At 72.2% G+C, this 22,486-nt stretch carries 20 protein-coding genes; 6 read left to right on the forward strand and 14 right to left on the reverse strand.

From position 1 onward, the window contains the following. Window positions 1–26: 26 nt before the first annotated feature. Entirely contained in the window at window positions 27–986 is a 960-nt protein-coding gene (locus AWQ71_RS16095) for a tyrosine-type recombinase/integrase (RefSeq protein WP_067133689.1), read from the reverse strand. 262 nt (window positions 987–1,248) lie between these two features. Between AWQ71_RS16095 and AWQ71_RS16100 the strand changes: the two genes are divergently transcribed. Continuing rightward, complete coding sequence (locus AWQ71_RS16100) at window positions 1,249–2,022, forward strand: aminotransferase class IV (protein WP_067133692.1); 774 nt, start codon at window positions 1,249–1,251, stop codon at window positions 2,020–2,022. Between the two features lie 73 nt (window positions 2,023–2,095). Here AWQ71_RS16100 and AWQ71_RS16105 read toward each other — a convergent pair whose 3' ends face one another. The 4 genes from AWQ71_RS16105 to AWQ71_RS16120 all read right to left on the reverse strand — a co-directional run bounded on the left by AWQ71_RS16105 (window position 2,096) and on the right by AWQ71_RS16120 (window position 6,413). Further along, a complete protein-coding gene (locus AWQ71_RS16105; RefSeq protein ID WP_067133694.1) occupies window positions 2,096–2,908 on the reverse strand; it encodes a hypothetical protein in 813 nt (270 codons plus the stop codon). Window positions 2,909–3,135: 227 nt separating this feature from the next. Then, on the reverse strand, window positions 3,136–5,061 hold the full coding sequence (locus tag AWQ71_RS16110) for a SpoIIE family protein phosphatase (RefSeq protein WP_067133698.1): 1,926 nt from the start codon (window positions 5,059–5,061) through the stop codon (window positions 3,136–3,138). 54 nt (window positions 5,062–5,115) lie between these two features. Further along, window positions 5,116–5,589 (reverse strand): MFS transporter, encoded by a 474-nt coding sequence (locus AWQ71_RS16115; RefSeq protein WP_218001805.1) that lies wholly within the window; start codon window positions 5,587–5,589, stop codon window positions 5,116–5,118. A 131-nt stretch (window positions 5,590–5,720) separates the two neighbouring features. Then, the gene (locus AWQ71_RS16120) at window positions 5,721–6,413 is read right to left on the reverse strand and encodes a carbon-nitrogen hydrolase family protein (protein ID WP_067133705.1); all 693 of its coding nucleotides are present in this window, start codon (window positions 6,411–6,413) and stop codon (window positions 5,721–5,723) included. Between the two features lie 228 nt (window positions 6,414–6,641). On the opposite strand from AWQ71_RS16120, the gene AWQ71_RS16125 reads away from it, so the two are divergent. After that, on the forward strand, window positions 6,642–7,235 hold the full coding sequence (locus tag AWQ71_RS16125; protein WP_218001807.1) for a TetR/AcrR family transcriptional regulator: 594 nt from the start codon (window positions 6,642–6,644) through the stop codon (window positions 7,233–7,235). Window positions 7,236–7,241: 6 nt separating this feature from the next. Here AWQ71_RS16125 and AWQ71_RS16130 read toward each other — a convergent pair whose 3' ends face one another. Together AWQ71_RS16130 and AWQ71_RS16135 are read right to left on the reverse strand one after the other, a co-directional pair. Then, entirely contained in the window at window positions 7,242–7,892 is a 651-nt protein-coding gene (locus AWQ71_RS16130; protein ID WP_067133708.1) for a response regulator, read from the reverse strand. Next, window positions 7,889–9,145 (reverse strand): sensor histidine kinase, encoded by a 1,257-nt coding sequence (locus AWQ71_RS16135; protein ID WP_218001808.1) that lies wholly within the window; start codon window positions 9,143–9,145, stop codon window positions 7,889–7,891. The genes AWQ71_RS16130 and AWQ71_RS16135 overlap by 4 nt, the downstream gene beginning before the upstream one ends. A gap of 124 nt (window positions 9,146–9,269) precedes the next feature. Here AWQ71_RS16135 and AWQ71_RS16140 point away from each other — a divergent pair, with 124 nt between their 5' ends. Then, window positions 9,270–10,205 carry an ABC transporter ATP-binding protein gene (locus tag AWQ71_RS16140; protein WP_067133892.1) on the forward strand — a complete coding sequence of 312 codons (936 nt, stop codon included), beginning with the start codon at window positions 9,270–9,272 and terminating at the stop codon, window positions 10,203–10,205. Continuing rightward, the gene (locus AWQ71_RS16145; protein WP_067133711.1) at window positions 10,202–10,999 is read left to right on the forward strand and encodes an ABC transporter permease subunit; all 798 of its coding nucleotides are present in this window, start codon (window positions 10,202–10,204) and stop codon (window positions 10,997–10,999) included. Before AWQ71_RS16140 ends, AWQ71_RS16145 begins: the two co-directional genes overlap by 4 nt. Window positions 11,000–11,076: 77 nt before the next feature. Here AWQ71_RS16145 and AWQ71_RS16150 read toward each other — a convergent pair whose 3' ends face one another. Then, entirely contained in the window at window positions 11,077–11,901 is an 825-nt protein-coding gene (locus AWQ71_RS16150; RefSeq protein WP_067133714.1) for an ABC transporter permease, read from the reverse strand. Continuing rightward, window positions 11,901–12,884 carry an ATP-binding cassette domain-containing protein gene (locus AWQ71_RS16155; protein ID WP_067133716.1) on the reverse strand — a complete coding sequence of 328 codons (984 nt, stop codon included), beginning with the start codon at window positions 12,882–12,884 and terminating at the stop codon, window positions 11,901–11,903. The genes AWQ71_RS16150 and AWQ71_RS16155 overlap by 1 nt, the downstream gene beginning before the upstream one ends. Window positions 12,885–12,963: 79 nt before the next feature. On the opposite strand from AWQ71_RS16155, the gene AWQ71_RS16160 reads away from it, so the two are divergent. Continuing rightward, window positions 12,964–13,779, forward strand: coding sequence for a TetR/AcrR family transcriptional regulator (locus AWQ71_RS16160; RefSeq protein ID WP_067133719.1), 816 nt, complete (start codon window positions 12,964–12,966; stop codon window positions 13,777–13,779). Between the two features lie 21 nt (window positions 13,780–13,800). On the opposite strand, the gene AWQ71_RS16165 is transcribed toward AWQ71_RS16160, so the two are convergent. Beyond that, a complete protein-coding gene (locus AWQ71_RS16165) occupies window positions 13,801–14,976 on the reverse strand; it encodes an FAD-dependent oxidoreductase (RefSeq protein WP_067133722.1) in 1,176 nt (391 codons plus the stop codon). A gap of 79 nt (window positions 14,977–15,055) precedes the next feature. Between AWQ71_RS16165 and AWQ71_RS16170 the strand changes: the two genes are divergently transcribed. Then, the gene (locus AWQ71_RS16170; RefSeq protein ID WP_067133725.1) at window positions 15,056–15,550 is read left to right on the forward strand and encodes a MarR family winged helix-turn-helix transcriptional regulator; all 495 of its coding nucleotides are present in this window, start codon (window positions 15,056–15,058) and stop codon (window positions 15,548–15,550) included. A gap of 149 nt (window positions 15,551–15,699) precedes the next feature. Here AWQ71_RS16170 and narI read toward each other — a convergent pair whose 3' ends face one another. The 4 genes from narI to AWQ71_RS16190 are packed head-to-tail and all read right to left on the reverse strand — an operon-like array spanning window position 15,700 to window position 22,485. Continuing rightward, window positions 15,700–16,458: a respiratory nitrate reductase subunit gamma gene (gene narI, locus AWQ71_RS16175; RefSeq protein ID WP_084258934.1), complete on the reverse strand. Its 759-nt coding sequence runs from the start codon at window positions 16,456–16,458 to the stop codon at window positions 15,700–15,702. After that, on the reverse strand, window positions 16,455–17,177 hold the full coding sequence (narJ, locus tag AWQ71_RS16180; protein ID WP_067133727.1) for a nitrate reductase molybdenum cofactor assembly chaperone: 723 nt from the start codon (window positions 17,175–17,177) through the stop codon (window positions 16,455–16,457). The genes narI and narJ overlap by 4 nt, the downstream gene beginning before the upstream one ends. Continuing rightward, window positions 17,174–18,832 (reverse strand): nitrate reductase subunit beta, encoded by a 1,659-nt coding sequence (gene narH, locus AWQ71_RS16185; RefSeq protein WP_067133730.1) that lies wholly within the window; start codon window positions 18,830–18,832, stop codon window positions 17,174–17,176. The genes narJ and narH overlap by 4 nt, the downstream gene beginning before the upstream one ends. Further along, window positions 18,832–22,485 (reverse strand): nitrate reductase subunit alpha, encoded by a 3,654-nt coding sequence (locus AWQ71_RS16190; protein ID WP_067133733.1) that lies wholly within the window; start codon window positions 22,483–22,485, stop codon window positions 18,832–18,834. The genes narH and AWQ71_RS16190 overlap by 1 nt, the downstream gene beginning before the upstream one ends. Window position 22,486 lies beyond the last annotated feature (1 nt).

Raw genomic sequence — 22,486 nt, forward strand, 5'->3', positions numbered from 1 at the left:
TCCCCCCGGGGCCCTCGCTCCCGGTGTCAGCGCAGCGGTTTGGCGGTGGGCATGGACAGTCGGTCCACCGCCTCCCTGCGGCGGCGTTCCGGCCGTCTGTCATAGCGGGCGGTCGTGGCGGGTGAGGCGTGGCCGACCAGCGCCTGGGTGGTGGCGAGGTCCACGCCGGCGTCGAGCAGCTCGCCGATGAAGGTGCGCCGGAAGTCGTGCGGGGTCCGCTTGGCGGCGCCCGCGTCGGACAGGCGGCGGGCGACGATGTCGGACACCGCCTGCCCGCTCATCCGCGTACGGCGGAGCCGGCCCGCCTTGTTGATCGCGCAGAACAGCGGGCCCGCGTCTTCGCCGCGTACCGAGAGCCACAGCTCAAGCCGGGCGACGGCGGGGGCGGTGAGGTAGGCGAACCGCTCCTTGTCGCCCTTCCCGCGTACACGGAGCGATCGGGCGGCGGAGTCGAAGTCGGCCAGGGTCAGCCCGGCGAGCTCCGCCCGGCGGCAGCCGGTGGAGTACAGCACGGCGAGGATGGCGCCGTCGCGCAGCCCGGTGGGGGAGTCGTCGCCGTCGCAGGCGGCGAGCGCGGCGCCCAGGACCTCGGGAGGGACGTGCCGGCCCGCGGGCACCCGGGTGTGCTTGAAGGCGGGCAGGTCCGCGGCGCGCTGGTAGTCCTCGCTGGTCATCAGACCGAGCCGCCACGCCTCCTTGAGCACGCGCCGCAGCGCCACCAGGTGCTTGTTGACGTGGGAGGGAGACCAGTCCTGCTCGCGCATCGCCGTACGGAGGCGGACGGTGTGCTCGTAGCGGAGGCGCTCCCACGGCTGGCCCGCCCCGGTGGCGTCGGGGTCGCCGGTGATGAGGCGGGCGATCCGGTCGAGGCAGCCGCGCATGGTCCGCTTCGACTCGGCGCTGGGGAGGGAGTCCAGGTAGGCGTGGTACGGATCCGCCTGGGGCCGGGCGAGAGCGCCGGATTCCGGCACGGCTGGGACGTTCATCACCGGAGATCCTATAATAAATCTACAATGTAAAGGCGCCGGGGTGTTCGAAAATCACCCTCCCCCCCTGAAAACCCGCCCCGAAGGGGAGGCCGCTCGAATCGGCGGGCTCGCGACGGGAAAAAGCCTCCTCCTTCGGCCCTCGATGGAGGAGCCTTGCGGGGCTTTCTGGAGCGCGCGGCGAGCCGTGCGGGGCGCGCCGGCCGCTGGGCCCGGGCTAGCGTGATGGGGGTTTCCGAGCCGGATCTTCGCGGGGAAGGGGATGATCGCCATCAAGCGCACGGTGATCGAGGGGCGGGTCGTGGGCGCCGACGTCGGCCGCGCCGTGGACGCGAGGTATGGGCACTTCACCGCCATGCAGGTGCGGGATCGGAGGGTGCGCGGTCTCGACCTGCACCTGGACCGGCTGGAGGAGGCCAACCGGGAGCTGTTCGGCGGCGGGCTGGGGCGGGAGCGGCTGCTCGGCTCGATCGAGGCGGTCCTCGGGGACGACGTCCGCGAGGCGAGTGTCCGGGTGTACGTCCTGCTGGAGGGGGAGAGTCCGCTGGTGTTCGCCACGGCGCGGCCGCCGGCCGAGATGGCCGGTCCGCCGCGGAGCGTCCGGTCGGTCGTCTACCAGCGCTTCCTCCCTCACATCAAGCATGTCGGGGGCTTCCCGCAGCAGCACCTCAGGCTGCGGGTGGGGGCCGAAGGGTACGACGAGGCGCTGCTCACCACGGCCGACGGCGTGATCTCGGAGGGGGCGATCACGAACGTGGGATGCTTCGACGGCGAGACCGTGGTGTGGCCGGAGGCGCCGATGCTGCGCGGCATCACGATGGCGCTGCTGGAGCGGGCGATGGAGCGCGAGGGGGTGCGCCAGGAGCGCCGTGTGCTCCGGGTCGGTGACCTGCCGGAGTACGACGCGGTCTTCCTTTCCAACTCCCAGGGGGTGGTCGCGGTCGGCCGGGCGGACGAGGTGGAGCTGAAGGCGGACCCGTCGGCGGTGCGGCGGCTGCGCGAGCTGTACGAGAGCCTTCCCTGGGATCGGATCTGATTCCAGGGGTGGCGCGTGGGAGGGGGTGGCGCCGGTCGTGGGGCACCGGGGGCCGGGACGTGCGCGGTGGGTCTCAGGCTTCCAGCGTGCTCTGTTCGATGCTCTCCGTGCGCGCGTGGAGGATCTGCTCGTTGATCTCCAGGTTGTTGATCAGTCTCAGGGTGGCCACGAGGGTGTTGCCGAGCAGTCCGCCGGCGACTTCGCCGTACTCGATCTGGCAGAGGACGTCGACGGCGGGGTCGTCGGTGATGGCGCGACGGTGGCCGCGCCACGCGGTCTCGGCGCACATCTCGGCGGCGGCCAGCAGGGGCGCGACGGCGTGGCTCTTGGCGTGGGGGACGGTGAGCGTGAGGAGTTCGCGTTCGACCCGCCTGAGCCGTACGCCTTCGGATTCGCCGCCGAACAGGAGGGCGTGGAGCACGTCCTTGGCCTGGCACAGCAGCGCCTCGCCCTGAGAGGAGCGGCAGGACGCGGGGATCAGGTCGGCTCCCTTGGGGGGCGGGTTGCGCAGGTAGCCCGCGGCCTCCAGGACGTCGCGTTTGAGCGCGGCGTAGCGCTGGAGGTATCGGGGGAGGGACTCCTCGTCGAGGTGGAGGAGGCGGATGCGGGCGGCCCGTTCGGTGCGCTCCTCCTCGGTCTCGCGTACGAGGCGTTCGTGACGGGCCTGGCGCGGGATGGCGGGCGCGTCGGGTCGTTCGGTTGCATTCGTGCCGGCGGGTAGGTCGGTGGTGGAGAGGTCGGCGGTGTCGTCGAAGTGGGCGAGCGCCAGGATCTGTTCGACCAGCCATTCGGTGGGCTGGGCGCGCAGGTGGTCCCGGAGGCGCTCGCGCAGCTCGTCCGCCAGCTCGCTGCGGATCTGGGTGACGATCTGGGCGATCTCTGACAATCGTTCTCCCTGGTGGTGTGGTCGGAGCGCGGCCATTGTGCCAGCCGGGGCGCTCGAGATCCGGAAGTCGCGGATCTGGGGCTCTCGCCTTCCCTGGCGTCCTTTGCCGACGCGGCCCGACGCGAGCATCTCCTCTCACTCGTCATAGGCGGGCTCCGGTGTCGCCCGATGACGCGCCCGGAATGATCCGGGGGAGACGCTCGTCCGCGCCGTACGTGGGTCGGCGATCAGGAAGCCCGCGGGTTCGGACCGGTGCCGCGTGCCGCGGTTTCGGGTTCGCCCGGGGCATGGCGGGCGGGCAGGCGGAGCGCGAGCAGGGCGATGTCGTCCTCGTTGTCCTGCGGGCGGGCGCGCGCGATGAGCTGGTCGCAGAAGACGCCGAGTGGTCGGCGGGCGAGCGAGGCGGCGTGGCGGGCGAGGTCGGCCATCCCGCGGTCGATGGGCTCGTGCGGCGACTCGATGAGGCCGTCGGTGTAGAGGACGAGGGTGGCCCGGGGCGGGAGGGGGGTGATGGCGTTGGGGCGTCCGGTGGGCATGCCGATGCCGAGCATGAGGCCCTGTCCGCCGTCCAGGAAGGAGACCTTGCCGTCGTCGGTGACCAGCAGGGGCGGCGGGTGGCCGGCGCTGGTCCAGTGCAGCCGCCAGGGGCCGCCTTCGGGGCCTTCGACGCGGGCGAACACCAGCGTGGCCAGGGTGGCGGTGGTGATGTGGGGAAGCGCCCAGTCCAGCCGGTCCACGACGAAGCTGGGCGGCCCTCCGTAGTACTCCCAGGCGTACGCGCGGAGGATGTTGCGGAGCTGGGACATCTGGGCGGCGGCGGTGAGGTCGTGGCCGATCACGTCGCCGATGACGAGGGCGGTGACGCCGTCGGGGAGGATGAACAGGTCGTACCAGTCGCCGCCGACTTCGGAGGCGTGCGGCGCGGCGAGGTAGCGGGCGGTCATCTGCAGGTCGTCGATCTCGAGCATCGGCGGGAGCAGGTGGCGTTGCATGGTTTCGACTGAGCGGCGTTCCCGCTCGTATAGGCGGGCGTTGTCGACGGCGAGTCCGGCGCGGCGGCCGATGTCGTCGACGAGGGAGAGTTCGGTGGGGCCGAACGTCCGGGCGTCGGCGGCCCGTCCGACTGTCAGGGCGCCGAGAACCTGGTGCAGGTGGCCTCGCAGGGGGGCGATGACGGCGGAGTGCATGCCGGTGGAGGTGAAGAGGTCGCGTTGCACGGCGGCGATGCCGGAGTCGGGGAGGGTGTCGTACGTTTCGGGTTCGACGAGCATGGTCGGTGCTCCGAGCAGCACCTGGGACAGGGGTTGCCGGGAGTGTTCGGCCACGGGGGGCAGGGGGCCTTCGAGGTCCGTGACGTTGACGATGGCGCCGTTCTCGTGGTGGACGACGGTTACGCGGCGTAGTTCGTCGTTGTCGTCGAGGAGGTCGACGATGGCCCAGTCGGCGAGGCGTGGGACGACGAGCCGGACGAGCCGGCGCAGGGATTCGTCCATGTCGAGGGTCGAGGTGAGAGCGACGGTGGTTTCGGCGACGAGGGCGAGGCGGTCGGTGAGGTCGACGAGTTCGGTGTGGTGGGAGCGGTCCGGCTCCTCGTCGGAGGTTCGGGGGGAGAAGACGACGATGTTGCCGGCGGGTTCGTCGTCGATGGCGTAGGCGCTGCTGACGCAGCGGACGGGGAGGAGGCTGCCGTCGCCTCTGGCGAACCACTCGCTGTCCGCATGGGTGGTGCCGCCGGCGAGGAACGCCCGGAGCAGGCGGCATTCGGACCGTTGGGCGAGGGTGCCGTCGGCGGTGCGATGGAGCTGGTCGTGGGCGTCGTGGCCGACGAGGTCGGCGGCGGTTCGGCGGAGCAGTTGCTCGCCGCGGGGGTTGATGTAGACGAGGCGTGCCTGTCTGTCGAGTACGTAGACGCCGGCGTCGAGGGAGGGCAGGATCCGCTGGAGCAGCAGGTCGCGCTCGTCGGGGTTCAGTGGAAGGCGGAAGGGCGGGGTGGTGCCATTCGCGTTCGGCGGGTTCGCCTGGTTCGGCTCGGGTGCGGTCCGGCCCGGCTCGCCGGTGCCGTGCGGATGCGCCCCGTGTGGCTCGTCGTGTCGCGGGCCCGGGGGGCGGGGTTCCTCCCGTGGCGGACCTTCGTGGCGCGCCGGGTGTGCCATGGCTGTGTCTCCTCTCGGCGAGGACGTCACCGTGCCGTTGTGGCCCTTCTCCCATCATCGACCCCGCGGGTGAGCGCGTTGCGTCGCCCCGGCGGCCCGCATCAGGGCGACGTGTCCGCTGTTCCGGCGGCCAGATTCGAAGGCGGCCGGAGCCTGGGAGTCGCGGCGGCTCTCGATGTCGGTCAGGTCGTGTGTTCCTTGATCCTTCTCGGTGGCAACGGCGGAGGCGGACAGAAGCGTCGCAGCGGCGAGGCTGCCCCAGAGGGCGGCCGAGCCGCGGGAGGCGAGAGCGGTGATGACCGCCGGGGAGACGGCGAGGCCGAAGCCCGTGGAGAGCTGGAAGCGGGCGAGGGCGCGTCCCAGGAGATGGGCCGGGGCGAGGGCGGTGACGAGCGCGGTGGCGCTGCCGGCATAGATGATCTCGCCGATGGTGCAGACCACGGACACCGTGGCGACGGCCGGGGCACTCCAGCCGTGTCCCAGTGAGGTGGCCGCGAGGAAGCCGAGGTAGGACGCGGCGAGTACCACGCCGGGAGCCGATACGCCCCCGGAGAGCACGGAAAGTCACTGCCACGTCAACAGCACTGACAACACACGACAGTTGAGCACGAGAGCCCTCTGTCATCTGTCAGTCGCGGCTCCCGCGCTCCGGCTCGGACTCATTTGATGAAAACCGCCCGCGCAATCTCATCGGGGGCGGCGCTCGCCTCCGCGACCAGTTCCCCGTCGGCGGACCAGATGCCCGAACGGCCGGACGTGCGATCGAAGCCGCCACCGGTCGGACCTGCGAAGGCCGCCGTGGCGACCCATACACCGTGGTCGGCGGCGACCCGGCGGGCTCGCTCGCCGTGGACCTTAGCCTCGTGATCGGCGTGGACAACCCCAGCCACGTACCCGTCGATGCCCAGCGCGGCCGTCTTCGCGGCATGCTCGGGGATACCCGTGTCGCGGCAGACGGCAAGCCCTAGCCGCCACCCGTCCACTTCGATCACGGCGGGCTCCCCAGACACAAAATGAGCAGCCTCGCTGCCGTGAAGGTACACCTTCCCATAAGCCACGCGCGCGCCGTCTCCCTCCACAGCCAGGATGCCGATGCGCGGACCCGGCACAGGCGCGCCGACCAGGGCAAGCGTCCCGGTCTCGGCACAGGCGGCGACGATCGGAGCCAGCCGTTCATCGTCCGGAACGACTGGCACCGCGTCCAGCTCGTATCCCGTCAGCGACATCTCGGGGAAGACCACCACCCGCGCGTCCGCCGCCCGAACGGCCTCCGCGTGAGCCACCGCGTTGGCCGTCACGTCGTAAGCCGTGCACCTCGGCTGCGCCGCCGCGATGCTCAACGCCTGCTCCACCCCGAACTCCCCTCATCGAATCGCACGATCAGCCTACAGAGCAGCCACACAGCGAGCCGTTGCGCACCTGCCGCAGAAGCCTGCCGTCGTTCCACCAGCACATCACCGCTTGCCCGGACTCAACGCTCCCCAGCCCCGTCACCCAAAGTCACTGTTCGAGGCTGCCGGTGGACCAATACACGACAGTTGAATACGCGAGCCCACCAGTATCCCCTTATCATTAGTGAGGTGGCTAACTCAACGGTGTCCCGGTCGGCTGACAAGCGGCGGAGGTTGACGGCCGCGGCGGCCGACGTCCTCCATCGGCAGGGTGTGGAGCGCACCACCATCGCCGACATCGCCGCCGCGGCCGATGTGCCGGTGGGCAACGTGTACTACTACTTCAAGACCAAGGACGAGCTGGTCCAGGCCGCGCTGGCCGAGCACGCCGCTCACCTGGCTGAGCTGACCGGCGAGCTCGACCGGCAGCCCGACCCCCTCCACCGCCTCAAGGCTCTGGTCGCCGCCTGGGTGGAGCAGCGTGACGTCGCGGTCCGTTTCGGCTGCCCTACCGGCACCCTGGCCGCTGAACTGGACAAACGTGCCGAGGGAGGGCTCGATGAGGAGGCGGGCAAGGTCATCGGTCTTCTGCTGGGCTGGGTGGAGCGCCAGTTCCGGGAGCTGGGTCTGCCTGACGCGGACGGCCTGGCGCTCACCCTGGTCGCCGGCTACCAGGGCATGTCCCTGCTGGCCAGCGCCCTGCGCGACCCGGACGTCATGATCCGTGAAGGAGCCCGGCTCACCCGCTGGCTCGACTCCCTGTCGCAGGGCGGCGCCTCCTGAGCACGTTCAGCGGGACGGGGACACCAGGCCCGCGTCGTAGGCCGCGATGACCAGCTGTACTCGGTCGCGGGCGCCCAGCTTGGTGAGCAGGCTGGCCACGTGTACTTTGGCGGTGCCGGGGCTGATGTGCAGCCGAGTGGCGATCTCGGCGTTGGACAGGCCGCTTCCGACCAGGGTCAGCACCTCGTGTTCCCGTCCGGTGACGCTTGTGAGCCGGCGCGGCTGAGGAGCGGGGGCGGGGCGGCGGGTGAAGTCCTCGATGAGGCGGCGGGTGACGCTGGGCGCGATCAGGGCGTCTCCGGCGGCGACGACGTGGACGGCGGACAGGATGTCCTCCAGCGCCATGTCCTTGACCAGGAATCCGCTCGCTCCGGCGCGCAGGGAGGCGTAGACGTCGTCGTCGAACGTGGTGAGCATGATCACGCGGGTGTTCGGGGACTCGGCGGTGATGGTCTGGGTGGCTTCGATGCCGTCCATGCCGGGCATGCGGATGTCCATCACCACGACGTCGGGGTGCAGCTGCCTGGTGAGCTGGACGGCCTGGGCGCCGGTCCCGGCTTCTCCGGCGACCTCGACGTCGGGGGCGGTGTCGATGACCATGCGCAGGCCGGCGCGGATCAGCGGCTGGTCGTCGGCGAGTACGACACGGATCGTCACGGGGCCTCCGTCCAGCCGGCCCGGGCCGGCGCCTCGGCGGTCGTGAGCGGCAGCCGGGCAGTGACGCGGAAGCCGCCGTCGGGCCGGGGGCCCGCGCTGAAGTCTCCGTTCAGCAGGGCGACCCGTTCGCGCATGCCGGTGATCCCGTGCCCGCTTCCCTCTCGGGCGATGCGGGCGATGGGGGCGCTGGAGGGGGTGGCGGCGTCGGGTCCGTCGTCGATGACGTTGATGCGCAATTCCTCGCTCCTGTAGTCGAGTACGACCTGGCAGTGGCCGGTGTCCGCGTGGCGGAGCACGTTGGTCACCGACTCCTGGATGATGCGGAAGGCGGACCGGTCGACGGCGTCGGGCAGGGGGTGTGGTCGACCGCGTCGGCGCAGGTCCACGCGAAGGCCGGCCGTCGCGGCCGTTTCGACCAGCCGGTCGACGTCTGACAGCGCTGCGGGAGGGGCCGGGGCAGGCGGCGCGCCGGGGTGCCCGTGCTCGGTCTCGCGGAGCACGCCGAGCAGGTGCCGTAGGCCCTTCAAGGTCTGTCTGCTGGTGGCCTCGATCGTGGTCAGCGTCTCGCGCGCCTGCTCCGGGCGGCTGTCGATCACGCGAGCGCCCGCGCCGGCCTGGATGGCGATGACGCCGATGTTGTGCGCGACCATGTCGTGCAGTTCGCGGGCGATGCGCAGCCGCTCGTCGGTGACGGCCCGGGCCTCGGCGTGCGCGCGCAGCGCAAGGTCGTACTCGCGCCGCTGCCGGATGACCATTCCGGCCATCCAGGCGACCAGGACGCCCAGGCCGAGCAGGACCGACAGCGCGAGGAAGCCGGGTGCCCAGGAACGCAGGCCGAGGTGCAGCAGATCCACCTGCCGGCTCGTCTGCTGCACGATCAGCGTGGCGCCCGCCGCGGTCAGGCCCGCGCGGCGCGACCGGGTGGCGGTGAGGAGGCAGACCAGGACGTCGGACGCGGGGAAGAGCGGCCAGATCCACTGCGCCGGCTGTCCCAGCGCGGTCACCGCGACGATTTCGGCCAATTGGATCGCGAGCACCAGGGCCGGCCGTTGCCGTGCCCAGGCCAGGGGGACGGCCGTCGCGGTGGTGAACGCCGCATGGGCCGCGCCCACCGGGAGGAGGCTTTCGCCCTGGCTCAGCGTCATGGCCCACAGCGGTGGCGCCAGGGCCGCGATGCCGCACCAGGTGAGCAGCCTCCGCACGCCCGGGGGCAACCGCGACCAAGGCGGCGGTATGGGCGTTGTGTCGCGCACCTGGTCGATCGTAGTGAGCTGATCGTGGATGGAGCATCGGCCCGCAGGCGTATGCCCGCGGGCCAGTGAGAACCGGCCTGCGGCCAGATGTGGCGCACCTGTGCGCTGCGCCACCGTGAACCACGTGATCGAAGTCAACGGATTGACCAAGCGCTACGGCGCGGTGACGGCGGTGCGGGACCTGACGTTCGCCGTTCGGCCGGGGCACGTCACCGGGTTCCTCGGCCCGAACGGCGCCGGTAAGAGCACCACTCTGCGCATGATTCTCGGCCTGAACCGCCCCACCGCGGGGGGCGCCACCATCGACGGCCGCTCCTTCGCCCGCCATCGGGCCGGGCTGCGTCATGTGGGCGCGCTGCTGGACGCCGGTGACGTCCACGGCGGTCGCACCGCCGCCGCCCATCTGTACGCGCTCGCCCGCGGCAACGGCCTGCCCCGCCGCCGGGTGGCCGACGTGCTGGAGGAGGTGGGGCTGGCCGGGGTGGCGCGCCGCCGCATCGGCGGGTTCTCCCTCGGCATGCGCCAGCGGCTCGGCATCGCCGCCGCCCTGCTGGGCGACCCGCCCGTGCTGCTGTTCGACGAGCCGGTCAACGGCCTGGACCCCGAGGGCGTGCGCTGGATACGCGGCCTGTTCCGCCGCCTGGCCGCCGAAGGACGGACCGTGCTGGTCTCCAGCCACCTGATGAGCGAGATGGAGAACACCGCCGACCATCTGGTCGTCATCGGCCGTGGCGAGCTGATCGCCGCCGAGAGCCTGGCCGTGTTCGCCGCCCGTGGCACCGGCGCCTCGGTATCGGTACGCACGCCCGACTCTGCCGAGCTGGCGGCCGTCCTCGCTCTGGAGGGTGCGCACGTGCGGCCGGACGGCGGCGACGTTCTGACCGTGACCGGGCTGGGCGCGGCCCGTATCGGCGAGCTGGCCCATCAGCGCCGGATCATGTTGCATGAGCTCGCCCCGCGCACCGCCTCCCTGGAGCAGGCGTTCATGGAGCTGACCGCCGACCGCGCTGATTACCGGGCCGACTGTCGCGCCGATGTTCGGGTCGGTGACGCGCGATGACCACCGCTCGCTTCCGCGATCTGCTCGCCGCCGAATGGATCAAACTCTGGTCCCTGCGCTCGACGTCCTGGCTGATCGGCCTGGGGACCCTGGCCATCGTCGGGTTCGCCGCCAACAGCAGTCTGGACGCCTACAACAGCTGGCCCGACTTCACCGAGATGGAGAAGGCCAGGTTCACCCCCCTCAACGAGGCGTTCAGCGCCTTGGCCGCCAGCATGCTCGTGATCGGCGCGGGCAGCCTCGGGGCCCTGACCATCGTCGGCGAGTACACCACCGGTCTGATCCGCACCACCCTTGCCGCCGTCCCGGCCCGCCACCGCGTCGTGGCCGCCAAACTCACCGTCACCGCCGCCGTCACGCTGGCGACCGGAACGCTCATCTCGGCGGGCACGTTCGGCGTCAGTCAGGCGATCCTGTCGGGCCGCGGCGTCGCCGCCTCGCTCGGCGACCCCGGCGTGCTGCGTGTCCTGGCCGCCAACGCGCTGCTCGCGCCGGTGTCGGCGCTGGTCGGCATGGGCATCGGCGCGCTGGTGCGGCACACCGCCGCCGCCGTCGTCACCGTCTGCGCCGCGCTGGTCATCGTGCCCACCTTCTTCAAGCCCACCGTCCACCAGTGGCAGAACGACCTGTTCGCCCTGGTTCCCTTCTACGTCTGGCGCAACTGCCTGCACCTGCCCCAGCTCCGTGACGACCCCGCCCTGCCCACGGTGGCCGGCTCCTGGGCCGTCTTCGCGCTCTGGCCGCTGGCCGCCGCCGTCGCCACCTTGATCGTCGTACAGCGCCGCGACGTGTGACCGCCTGCCGAAAGGAATCCGATGAAGACTCCGCTGTCCCCGCGCCTGCTCCCGTGTGGCTCGTTCGGCCGGGAGTGTCAGCGGCTGAGCCGCCGGTAGCGGCGTACGGAAAGCGGGAAGAAGATCGCGATGAGCAGGGCCGGCCAGGCGACGGCCAGCGCGACGGCGTGTTCGGCGACCCAGGAGTCGCCGGTTCCGGGGTTGCCGAACAGGTGCCGGGCGGCGGTGGCCGTGGCCGAGATCGGGTTCCACTCGGCGAGCGTGCCGAGCCAGCCCGGCATGGTGCCGGTCGGGACGAACGCGTTGGAGAGGAATCCGACCGGCCAGACGAGGAGCTGCACGGCGGCGAGTGACTCGGGTCCGCGTGCGAGGAGGCCGAGGTAGATGCCGATCCAGAGGAACGCGAGCCGGAGCAGCAGGAGCAGGGCGAGGGCGAGTGCGGCGTCGGCGACGTCGCCGCGCCATCGCCAGCCGACAGCGAGGCCGCATCCGATCACGACGGCGAGGCCGAGGGCGGAGTGCAGCATGTCGGCGGTGGCGCGGCCGGTGACGACGGCGGAGGGCGCCATGGGCATGGAGCGGAACCGGTCGGTGACGCCCCTGGCGGCGTCGGTGGCGACGGCGGCGAAGGTGGTCTCGATGCCGAACAGCATGGTCATCGCGAACATGCCGGGCAGGAGGAACTCGCGGTAGTTGCCGCCGCCGGGGATCAGGATGCCGCCGCCGAGGAGGTAGCCGAACATCAGGACCATCAGGACGGGGAACAGGAGGGCGACGGCGGTCTCGCCGGGGCGGCGGCCCCAGTGGGTGAGGGTGCGGCGGGCGATGGTCCAGCCGTCGGCGGCGGCCCAGCGCAGCCGGGCGGCCGGGGTGCGGGGGACGGGCGGAAGGATGACGGTCATCAGGCGGCCACCTCCGTGCCGCGGGGGGTGGTGCCGGGGGCGGGGTCGGCGCGTCTGCCGGTGAGCTGGAGGAAGACCTCGTCCAGGGTGGGGCGGCGGACGGCGATGTCCTCGGCGGTGACGGCGGCGTCGTCCAGGGCGCGGACGACCTCGGTGAGGGCGGCGGCGCGTTCGCGTACCGGTGCGCTGGCGCGGCGGGTGTCCGGGTCGACCTCGGGGTCGGCGGTGGCGACGCGGGCGAGGGCGGCCGCGGCGGCGGGCAGGTCGCGGGGGTCGCGCACGGTCACGTCGAGGCGGTCGCCGCCGATCATGCCCTTGAGCTCGTCGGGGGTGCCGTCCGCGATGCGGCGGCCTGAGTCGATCACGGAGACGCGGGAGGCGAGCTGGTCGGCCTCCTCGAGGTACTGCGTGGTGAGCAGCACGGTGGTGCCGTCGGCGACGAGGGCGCGGACGGCATCCCAGACCTCGGTGCGGGCGCGTGGGTCGAGCCCGGTGGTGGGCTCGTCGAGGAACAGCACGGGCGGCACGAGGATCATGCCGGCGGCGAGGTCGAGGCGGCGGCGCATGCCGCCGGAGTACTGGGCGGTGGGCCGGTCGGCCGCGTCGGTGAGGGAGAACCGCTCCAGCAGTTCGAGCGCGCGGGTGCGGGCGCGGCGGGCGCCGAGGTGGTGGAGCCGGCCGAACATCTCCAAGTTCTGCCGGCCGGTCAGGACCTCGTCCACCGCCGCGTGCTGACCGACCAGGCCGATCCGGTGGCGTACCTCGGCGGGCCGGGTGGCGACATCGAGGCCGGCCACCTCGGCGCGGCCGCCGTCGGCGCGTAGGAGCGTGGTGAGGATGCGCACGGCGGTGCTCTTGCCCGCGCCGTTGGGGCCGAGCAGGCCGTGGAGGGTGCCCTCGGTGACGGCCAGGTCGAGGCCGGTGAGGGCCTCGGTGTCGCCGTACCGCTTGCGCAGTGTCTCGGCGACGACGGCGAAGGTCATGTGGCTTCTCCTCGGATCGGGTTTCTGTACGGCGTACCGTACACCATACGGTACGCGGGCGAAGTAGACTTCGCAGACCATGACGACCGAGTACACCGGCCGGGGTGATCCGGCCCGCAGCCTGGCGCTTCTGTGGCGGACGGGGGAGCGGGCCAGCCGCAAGGGCAAGCCGGACCTGAGCGTGGACCGCATCGTGCGCGCGGCGATCGAGGTGGCCGACACCGAGGGGCTGGCCGCGCTGTCCATGCGCAAGGTCGCCGAGCGGCTCGGCGTCGGCACGATGTCGCTCTACACGTACGTGCCGGGCAAGGCCGAGCTGATCGACGTCATGCTCGACACCGTGTACGGCGAGCTGCCCCTGCCCGGCGGCGAGGAGGCGGCCGGCGCGGCCGGGAAGCCGGGCGGCGGCTGGCGGGTGCGGCTGGAGGCGATCGCCCGGGACCACAAGGCGCTCTACCACCGCCATCCGTGGATGTTGCAGGTGGGGAGCAGCCGGCCGCCGCTCGGCCCGAACGTGACGGCTGTCTACGACCACTCGCTGCGCGCGGTGGACGGCATCGGGCTGAGCGACACGGAGATGGACGCGGTGGTCACGCTCGTGACCGGGTTCGTCAACGGCGCGGTCCGGGGCGCGGTGGAGGCGGAGCAGGTCGAGCGGCTGACCGGCATGACCGACGAGCAGTGGTGGTGGGCGCACGCCCCGTTCCTGAGCAAGGTCATGGATCCCCGCCGCTATCCGGTCGCGGCGCGGGTGGGGGCGGCGGCGGGGGAGGCGCACAACGCGCCCTACAATCCCGAGCACGCCTTCGAGTTCGGCCTGGCGCGGGTGCTGGACGGCGTCGAGATGTTCGTCCGTTCCCGTGTCGGCTCCGCGTCACCGGAGGACGGCGCCTGACGGGCTCTCGGCCCGGCGCCGCTACGGGCGGGCCGGGCCGCGTGCGGCGCGCGGGGCGAACGGCTGGGTGAGGGAGGCCCGGACGGCGGCGAAGCCGTAGGCGAGCATGTCGGTCTCGTAGCGCCGGATCGTCTCGGTCAGTGGGGCGCCGGCGGCGGCCGCGGTGACGGCCCGGCGCAGCAGCGCGGCGTCCCTGAGCGCGACGTTGGCGCCCTCGCCCCGGCCGGGTGACATGGTGTGGATCGCGTCGCCGAGCAGCGTCACGTTCGTGGTCTCCCAGTGGCGGACGGGCCGGGCCGAGCGCAGCCGCACCGGGAACGTGGCCGCGGCGTCGGCCTCCCGGACGATCCGGCGGGCCGCGGGGTGGAAGGCGTGGATCGCCTCCAGGGCCAGGCGGTGCAAGGTCGGGCCGTCGGCGTGGTGGAAGCCGTCGCCGCCGGGCGGCCGCCTCTCGTCGCCGGCGACGGTCCAGGCGAAGTAGCCGGGGATGTCGGTGAGCCGTGCGTCCGGTGCGTACGCGGCGGCGGCCTCGGAGGGGGTGCGCAGGGGGCGGCAGGTGGCGACGGACAGCGCGGCGCCGCCGGGGGCGGTGAGGCGGTTGAAGCTGTCGATCAGGATCTCGGGCACTTCGCGCAGCAGGCCCGGAGTGATGGGGGTTCGTCCGTAGACGAAGCCGCCGATCTCGTCGAGCTCGGCGTAGGGGACGAGGAGGCGGCGCACCGCCGAGCCGGTGCCGTCCGCCCCGACGAGCAGATCGGCGTGGGCGGTGGTCCCGTCGGCGAAGCGGGCGCGGACCCGGCCGTCCGGGGTGTGGCTGTAGCGGGCGAAGGTCGCGCCGAAGCGCACGTCGAGCCCGGTGAGGAGGATCTCCCGCAGGGTCAGCCGGTTGACCCCGAAGACGGTGTCGGCGGGCGGGTCGGGGATCGGCTTGGTGAACGCGGGCGTGAGCCGGTGGTCGAGGAATGCCATCCGGGTGGCGGGGCGGATGGCGGTGGTCACGCAGAGGTCGAAGAGCGGGGCGGGGAGGCATTCGCGCAGGGCGCGGCTGCCGTCCTCTTTCAGGGTGATGCGCCAGCCCTGGTCGCGGGCGTGAGGCGAGGGGTCGCGTTCGTAGACGGCGACGCTGACGCCGGATTTGGCCAGGCCCTGGGCGAGGCAGAGCCCGCCGAGCCCGCCGCCGACGATCACAACGTGCATGTGTGGGTCCTTTCGGTGGACGGTCACCGTAGCATTTCACTGTCGCGACAGTAAATGGCGGAACAGCTATTGTTGCGGCATGGAGGATCGATCACCCGGCGGCGTTCCCGTCGAACTCGTGCTCGGCGGCGGCTCGCTGATCAACCAGGTGGGGCGCGACCTGCGCACGGCGGTGGAGGGGATGCTCGCCCCCTACGGGGTCACCTCCCAGCAGGCGGCGCTCCTGATGCGGGCGGCACACGGGGAGACCAGCCCGAACCGGCTCGCGTCCCACCTGGGCACCGACACCGCCGGCATGACGCGGCTGCTCGACCGCCTCGAGGCCAAGGAGCTGGTCAGGCGGCAGCGGAACGCGGGCGACCGCCGCTCGATCGTCGTGGAGCTGACCGAGGAGGGCCGGGCACTCGTGCCGCGCCTGGCGCCCGTGTTCGGGCGGGCCAGCGTCCGGCTTCTCGCGGGGTTCTCTGAGGAGGAGGTGCGCGGGCTCGCCGGGATGCTGCGCCGGATGCTGGAGAACCTGCACGCCGCCCCGGGCCCGGACTCGGTGGGTCAGGCGTCCGGGACGCCGAGGTAGGGGCGGGCGCTCTCCCAGGAGCCGTCCACGGTCACCATCTCGCGCGCGTCGTCCGCGCCGACGCCGATGTCCTTGAAACCGCCGAAGGTGGCGACGACGACGCCGTGGTCGCGAGGGAGATCATGTCGCTCACCCTGGGGACGCCCGGATCAGGCGGTGGGCGGGCGGGTCGGCTCCCAGCCGCGCGGGGCGGGACGGCCGCCGGGTTCGCGGCTGCGGTAGACGATGTAGGGCCGGGTCAGGTAGCCGATCGGCGCGGTGAGCACGTGGACCAGCCGGGTGTACGGCCAGATGGTGAACAGCGTGAGCGCGCACAGCGCGTGGATGTGGTAGACCAGCGGCGCTCCGGCCATCAGCGACACCTCGGGCTGGAAGGCGAAGATGGAGCGGAACCAGGGCGAGACGGTGTTCCGGTAGTTGTAGCCGGAGCCGATGATGTTCGCGTTCACCGTGGCCGTCAGCCCGAGCAGGATGGTCAGCGTGAGCACGACGTACATGAGCTTGTCGTTGCGGGTGGTGGCGAGGAAGACCGGGCCGACCGTGCGGCGGCGGTAGATCAGGAGCGCGATGCCGATCAGGGTGCAGGCGCCGGCGACGGTGCCGAGCGCCACGGCCAGGACGTGGTAGGCGTTCTCGGGCAGGCCGATCGCGCCGGTCCAGCTCTGCGGGATGAGCAGCCCGACGACGTGCCCGATCAGGACGACGAGGATCCCGAAGTGGAACAGCGGGCTGGCGACGCGCAGCAGGCGCCGCTCGTAGAGCTCGGAGGAGCGGGTGGTCCAGCCGAACTTGTCGTAGCGGTAGCGCCAGATGCTGCCGATGACGAACGAGGCGAGCGCCACGTACGGGAAGGCGCCCCACAGGAGGACGTCCGCGGTGGTCATCGCGGTGGTCGTCAAGGTCGTCATCGCGGCTCTCCCGTCGCCGTCGGGCGCGACGACGACGGCGGGGTGAGCGGTCCGCCCATGACCGCGTACGGGTCGAGGCCGACCTCCTCGGCGGGCGGCCCTTCGGCGGCCAGCCGCCGCGCGGCGGCGCGCTCGCGCGGGCCGGGTGGCGGGAGGGTGGCCAGGACGGCGGCGACGATGTGGGCGTAGGGGGAGTCCTCGGCGCGGAGGGCCTGGCGCAGGACCTGGATGCCGGCGTGGTGCTCGCGCAGCAGGCGGGTGGCCTCGCGGACGGCGCCGCGTCCGGACAGTTCGCACACGACGGCGAGGTGGTCGGGCAGTTCGTCGGCGGGCGGCCGGTAGCCGGCGGCGCGGTAGGCGTGGTTGAAGCGCAGCAGCGCCATGCCGCGTCGGCGGGTGTCGCCGTGGGTGTAGTAGGTGAGGTACGGGCAGCATCGGCGTTTGAGGTCGAAGACGGCCACGTAGTGGGCGGCCAGCTCGGGCAGCGGGGTGGCGTCCACGTGGGCGAGGAACGCGGCGAGATGGCCCGCCGCCTCCCCGATCGCGCCCCGGCTCCCGTCCGCGCGCGGCGCGGCGGCGAGTGCGGCCAGGCAGTCGCCGATCAGCGGCCGGGCGGCGGGCAGCCGTTCGTCGGGGTAGCTCAGGAGGATCGAGGCCGTCATGTGGACGGTGCGCAGCGCGCCGTCCCCCGAGGTGGCGCGCCCGGCGGGTCCGATCATGAGTCCTTCTTCTTCCGTTTGGGGAACAGCCCTTCAGGCAGTCCCTTGCCGTCCCAGTTGAGGAGGTTGACCCGTTCGCGGCGTTCCTCCGGGCGGAGGAGGGCGTCGCTCCGCTGCCGCTGCCGTAGCGCGTGGAAGGTCTCGACCGCGATGGGAGGGGGCTCGCCGGACGCTTCGCCGAAGGGGCCGCTCATCCCGGGGCCGCCTTCGTAGTCGAGGCTGCAGCCGGTCGCGAGCTCCTCCATCCAGGGCCCCTGCTCGGGGTGCGCGGTCGGGATGACGTAGCGCTCGTCGTAGGCGGCGATCGCGAGCAGCCGGTGCATCGCCTCGATCCGCTCGCCGGTCATCCCCACGGCCGCGGCGACGGACTCGCGTGGCGGGCGGCCGAGGTTGATGTCGCGCATGTAGGAGCGCATCGCGGCCAGGCGGCGTAGCGCGGCCCGCACCGGTTCCGGGTCGCCCGCGGTGAACAGCTCGGCCAGGTAGCCGATGGGGATGCGCAGCGCGTCGATGGCGCCGAAGAGGTTGCCGGCTTTCTCGCCGTCGTGCCCGGTGCCCGCGAGCGCGTCCACGACCGGGGACAGGGGCGGGATGTACCAGACCATCGGCAGGGTGCGGAACTCCGGGCGCAGCGGCAGCGCCACACCGAACTCGAAGATCAGTTTGTGGACCGGGGAGCGGCGGGCGGCCTCCAGCCAGTCCTCGGGGATGCCCTCCCGGCGGGCGGCCCGCGCCACCGCCGGGTCGTGCGGGTCCAGCAGCACGCTCTTGTGCGCCTCCAGTAGGTCCTTCTCGTCCGGGACGGCCGCGGCCTCGGTGACCCGGTCGGCGTCGTACAGCAGCACGCCGAGGTAGCGCAGCCGTCCGACGCAGGTCTCCGAGCACACGGTGGGCAGGCCGACCTCGACGCGGGGGAAGCAGAAGGTGCATTTCTCGGCCTTGCCGGTGCGGTGGTTGAAGTAGACCTTCTTGTAGGGGCAGCCGGTCACGCACATCCGCCAGCCCCGGCACCGGTCCTGGTCGACCAGCACGATGCCGTCCTCCGACCGCTTGTACAGCGCGCCGGACGGGCAGGAGGCCACGCACGACGGGTTCAGGCAGTGTTCGCAGATGCGCGGCAGGAAGAAGAGGAAGGCCTGTTCGAAGTCGAGCTTGACCTGGTCGGACATCGCGCGCAGCGCGGGGTCGGAGCGGGTGAGGCCGGGGCCGCCGGCCAGGCCGTCGTCCCAGTTCGCGCTCCAGGTGACCGTCGTGTCCTGGCCGGTGAGCAGCGATTTCGGGCGGGCGACCGGGATGTCGTCCTGCTCGGGCGCGGTGAAGAGCCGGTCGTAGTCGTAGGTCCAGGGCTCGTAGTAGTCCCGGATGGACGGCAGCAGCGGGTTGGCGAAGATGGTGAGCAGCTTGCGCAGTCGTCCTCCGGCCCGCAGGCGCAGCCGCCCCCGGCGGTTGAGCTCCCAGCCGCCCTTCCAGGTGTCCTGGTCCTCGTACGTGCGCGGGTAGCCGAGGCCGGGGCGGGTCTCGACGTTGTTGAACCAGACGTACTCGGTGCCGGCCCGGTTGGTCCATGTCTGCTTGCAGGTGACCGAGCAGGTGTGGCAGCCGATGCATTTGTCGAGGTTCATCACCATGGCGATCTGGGCCATGACCCTGCTCATCAGTACTCGACCTTCTGCGACCGCCGCCGGATCACGGTGACCTCGTCGCGCTGGCTCCCGGTCGGCCCGAGGTAGTTGAACGCGAACGAGAGCTGGGCGTAGCCGCCGATGAGGTGGGTCGGCTTGACCAGCAGCCGGGTGAGGGAGTTGTGGATGCCGCCGCGCTTGCCGGTGGTCTCGCTTTTGGGCACGTCCACCACCCGTTCCTGGACGTGGTGCATGTACACGGTGCCCTCCGGCATGCGGTGGGAGACGACGGCGCGGGCGACGACGACGCCGTTGCGGTTGACCGCCTCCACCCAGTCGTTGTCGGCGACGCCGGTTCTGGCGGCGTCCTGCGGGCTCATCCAGATGGTCGGCCCGCCGCGCGACAGCGTGAGCATGAGCAGGTTGTCCTGGTATTCGGAGTGGATCGACCACTTGGAGTGCGGTGTGAGGTAGCGGACGGTGATGCCGCCGTCCTCGCCGTCGCCGACGCGGGGTTCGCCGAACATGGCGGTCATGTTGAGCGGCGGCCGGTAGATCGGCAGCGCCTCGCCCGCCTCCTGGATCCAGTCGTGGTCGAGGAGGAAGTGCTGCCGTCCGGTGAGGGTGTGCCAGGGTTTGCGGCGTTCCACGTTGATGGTGAACGGGGCGTATCTGCGGCCGTCGCCCTCGATGCCGGACCACTCGGGGGAGGCGATCACCTGCGCCGGCCGGTCCTGGGTGTCGGCGAAGGTGATCCGGCGGTGCTCGGCGCCCAGTCCCGACAGGTCGGTGCCCGTACGGCGGGCCAGCGTGGCGAACCCCTGGGCGGCCAGCCGGCCGTTGGTGGCGCCGGACAGGGCGAGGATCGCCTCGCACAGGTGGCTGTCGGTGGCCAGGGAGGGGCGGCCGGCCGCCGCGCCGCCGCGGGCGGCGCCGTTCTGGGCGAGCAGCCAGGCGACCTCGTCGCGGACGTCGAACGTCACGCCTTTGGTGGCCGCGCCGTGCCGGTCCAGGAGCGGGCCGAGGGCGGCCAGCTTGTCCGCGACCGCGCCGTAGTCCCGCTCGACGGTGACGATCGTGGGGAAGGTGCGGCCGGGGACGGGCGGCTCGCCGGTCTCGCGCCAGTCGCGCACCCTTCCGTGCGGGGTCGCGAGTTCGTCCGGGGTGTCGTGGGTGAGCGGCGCGGCGACGATGTCGCGGCGGACGCCCAGCCGTGGCGCGGCCAGCGTGCTGAACGTCTCGGCGATGGCGTGGAAGGCGGCGACGTCGGTGCGCGCCTGCCAGGGCGGGTCGATCGCCGGGGTGAACGCGTGGACGAACGGGTGCATGTCGGTGGAGGACAGGTCGTACTTCTCGTACCAGGTGGCGGCCGGGAGCACGATGTCGCTGAACAGCGTGGTCGAGGTCATCCGGAAGTCCAGTGACACGAGCAGGTCGAGCTTCCCGCACGGCGCCTCGTCCCGCCAGACGACGCCGCGCGGCCGCCGCTCCGGTGCGGCCTCCCGTGCGCGTACGGACGAGCCGGTGCCGAGCAGGTGTTTGAGGAAGTACTCGTCGCCCTTGGCGGAGGAGCCGAGCAGGTTGGCCCGCCAGACGGTCAGGACGCGCGGCCAGTTGCGTGGGGCGTCGGGGTCCTCGCAGGCGAAGCCGAGCCGGCCGGCGCGGATCTGCTCCACAACGTACGGTTCGGCGTCCTGGCCCGCGGCTTCCGCCTCATCCGCCAGGTCCAGGGGGTTGCGGTCGAAGGTGGGGTAGGAGGGCATCCAGCCCAGCCGCGCGGACTGGGCGACGAGGTCGGCGGTGGCGCGGCCGGTGAAGGCGCCGTCGCCGAGGGGTGAGGCCAGGACGTCGGCGGAGTAGGTGTCGTAGCGCCACTGGTCGGTGTGCAGGTACCAGTACGCGGTGCCGATCATCTGGCGGGGTGGGCGGGACCAGTCGAGGCCGTGCGCGAGCTGGGTCCAGCCGGTGAGCGGGCGGGTCTTCTCCTGGCCGACGTAGTGCGCCCAGCCGCCGCCGTTGACGCCCTGGCATCCGGTGAGGGTCAGCATCGCCAGGAAGGCGCGGTAGATGGTGTCGGAGTGGAACCAGTGGTTGGTCCCCGCCCCCATGATGATCATTGATCGGCCGTGTGACTCCTCGGCGTTGGCGGCGAATTCCCGGGCGATCCTGGCCGCTTTCTCCGCCGGGACCGAGGTGATCGCCTCCTGCCACGCCGGCGTGTACGGCTCGGCCGTGTCGTCGTAGCCGGACGGCCATCGCCCGGGCAGGCCCGGCCGGGCCACGCCGTACTGGGCGAGCAGCAGGTCGAAGACGGTGGTGACCAGGTGGCCGCCGACGCGCCGCGCCGGGACGCCGCGGCGCAGCACCGCGCCGTCGGGCCGGTCGAAGCGCGGCAGCGCGACCTCGGCGGCCGAGCCGCCGGACAGGGTGAGGGCGGGGTCGACGTCGCCGAGGTCGAGGTTCCAGCGGCCCTCGCCGTCGGCGGAGTACCGGAAGCCGAGGGAGCCGCCCGGCACGACCGGTTCGCCGGTGCGCTCGTCGAGCAGGACGGTCTTGAACGCCGCCTCCTCTCCCTGCTCGCCCAGGTCGGCGGCGGTGAGGAACTTGTCCGGGATGTGGATGCCGTCCCGTTCGCGCAGCCGGACCAGGAACGGCAGGTCGGTGAATCGCTTCACGTACGCCGTGAAGTACGGGGTGGGGCGCCGGACGAAGAACTCGGTGAGGATGACGTGTCCCATGGCCATGGCCAGGGCGCCGTCGGTGCCGGGGGTGGGGGCCAGCCACTCGTCGGCGAACTTGGCCGCGTCGCTGTAGTCGGGGGACAGTACGACGACCTTCTGGCCCCGGTAGCGGGCTTCGGCCATGTAGTGCGCGTCCGGGGTGCGGGTGACCGGGACGTTCGACCCCCACAGCATCAGATAGGCCGCGTCCCACCAGTCCGCCGACTCCGGCACGTCGGTCTGGTCGCCGAACACCTGCGGCGAGGCCACCGGCAGGTCCGCGTACCAGTCGTAGAACGACAGCATCGCGCCGCCGATGAGCGAGATGAAGCGGGATCCGGCCGCGTAGGAGGCCATGGAGAAGGCCGGGATCGGGGTGAACCCGGCGATCCGGTCGGGGCCGTGGGTCGCGATGGTGTGGACGTGCGCGGCGGCGATCATCTCCGTGGCCTCGTCCCAGCCGATCCGGATCAGGCCGCCGCGGCCCCGCACCGACTGGTACCGGCGCCGCCGCTCGGGGTCGGAGACGACCTCCGCCCACGCCGCGACCGGGTCACCCAGCCGGGCGCGCGCCTCCCGGTACAGCTCGACCAGCGCGCCCCGGGCGTACGGGAAGCGGACCCGGGTCGGCGAGTAGGTGTACCAGGAGAAGGCGGCGCCCCGGGGACACCCTCGCGGCTCGTACTCGGGACGGTCCGGGCCCACGCTGGGGTAGTCCGTCTGCTGCGTCTCCCACGTGATGATCCCGTCCTTGACGAAGACCTTCCAGGAGCAGGAGCCCGTGCAGTTCACCCCGTGTGTGGAGCGGACGACCTTGTCATGGCTCCACCGGTCGCGGTAGAAGGCGTCGCCCTGGCGCTTGCCCACCTGGTGGAGGCTGCGCAGGTCGGGGGAGACGGTCCCGGGGTGGAGGTAGCGGCCGAGCCGTACGAGGGCGTCGCTCACCGGCCCGTCGATCCCCGCCATG

Origin of the sequence: Microtetraspora malaysiensis, assembly GCF_001528665.1 — a bacterium.
Classification (GTDB): domain Bacteria; phylum Actinomycetota; class Actinomycetes; order Streptosporangiales; family Streptosporangiaceae; genus Microtetraspora_A; species Microtetraspora_A malaysiensis.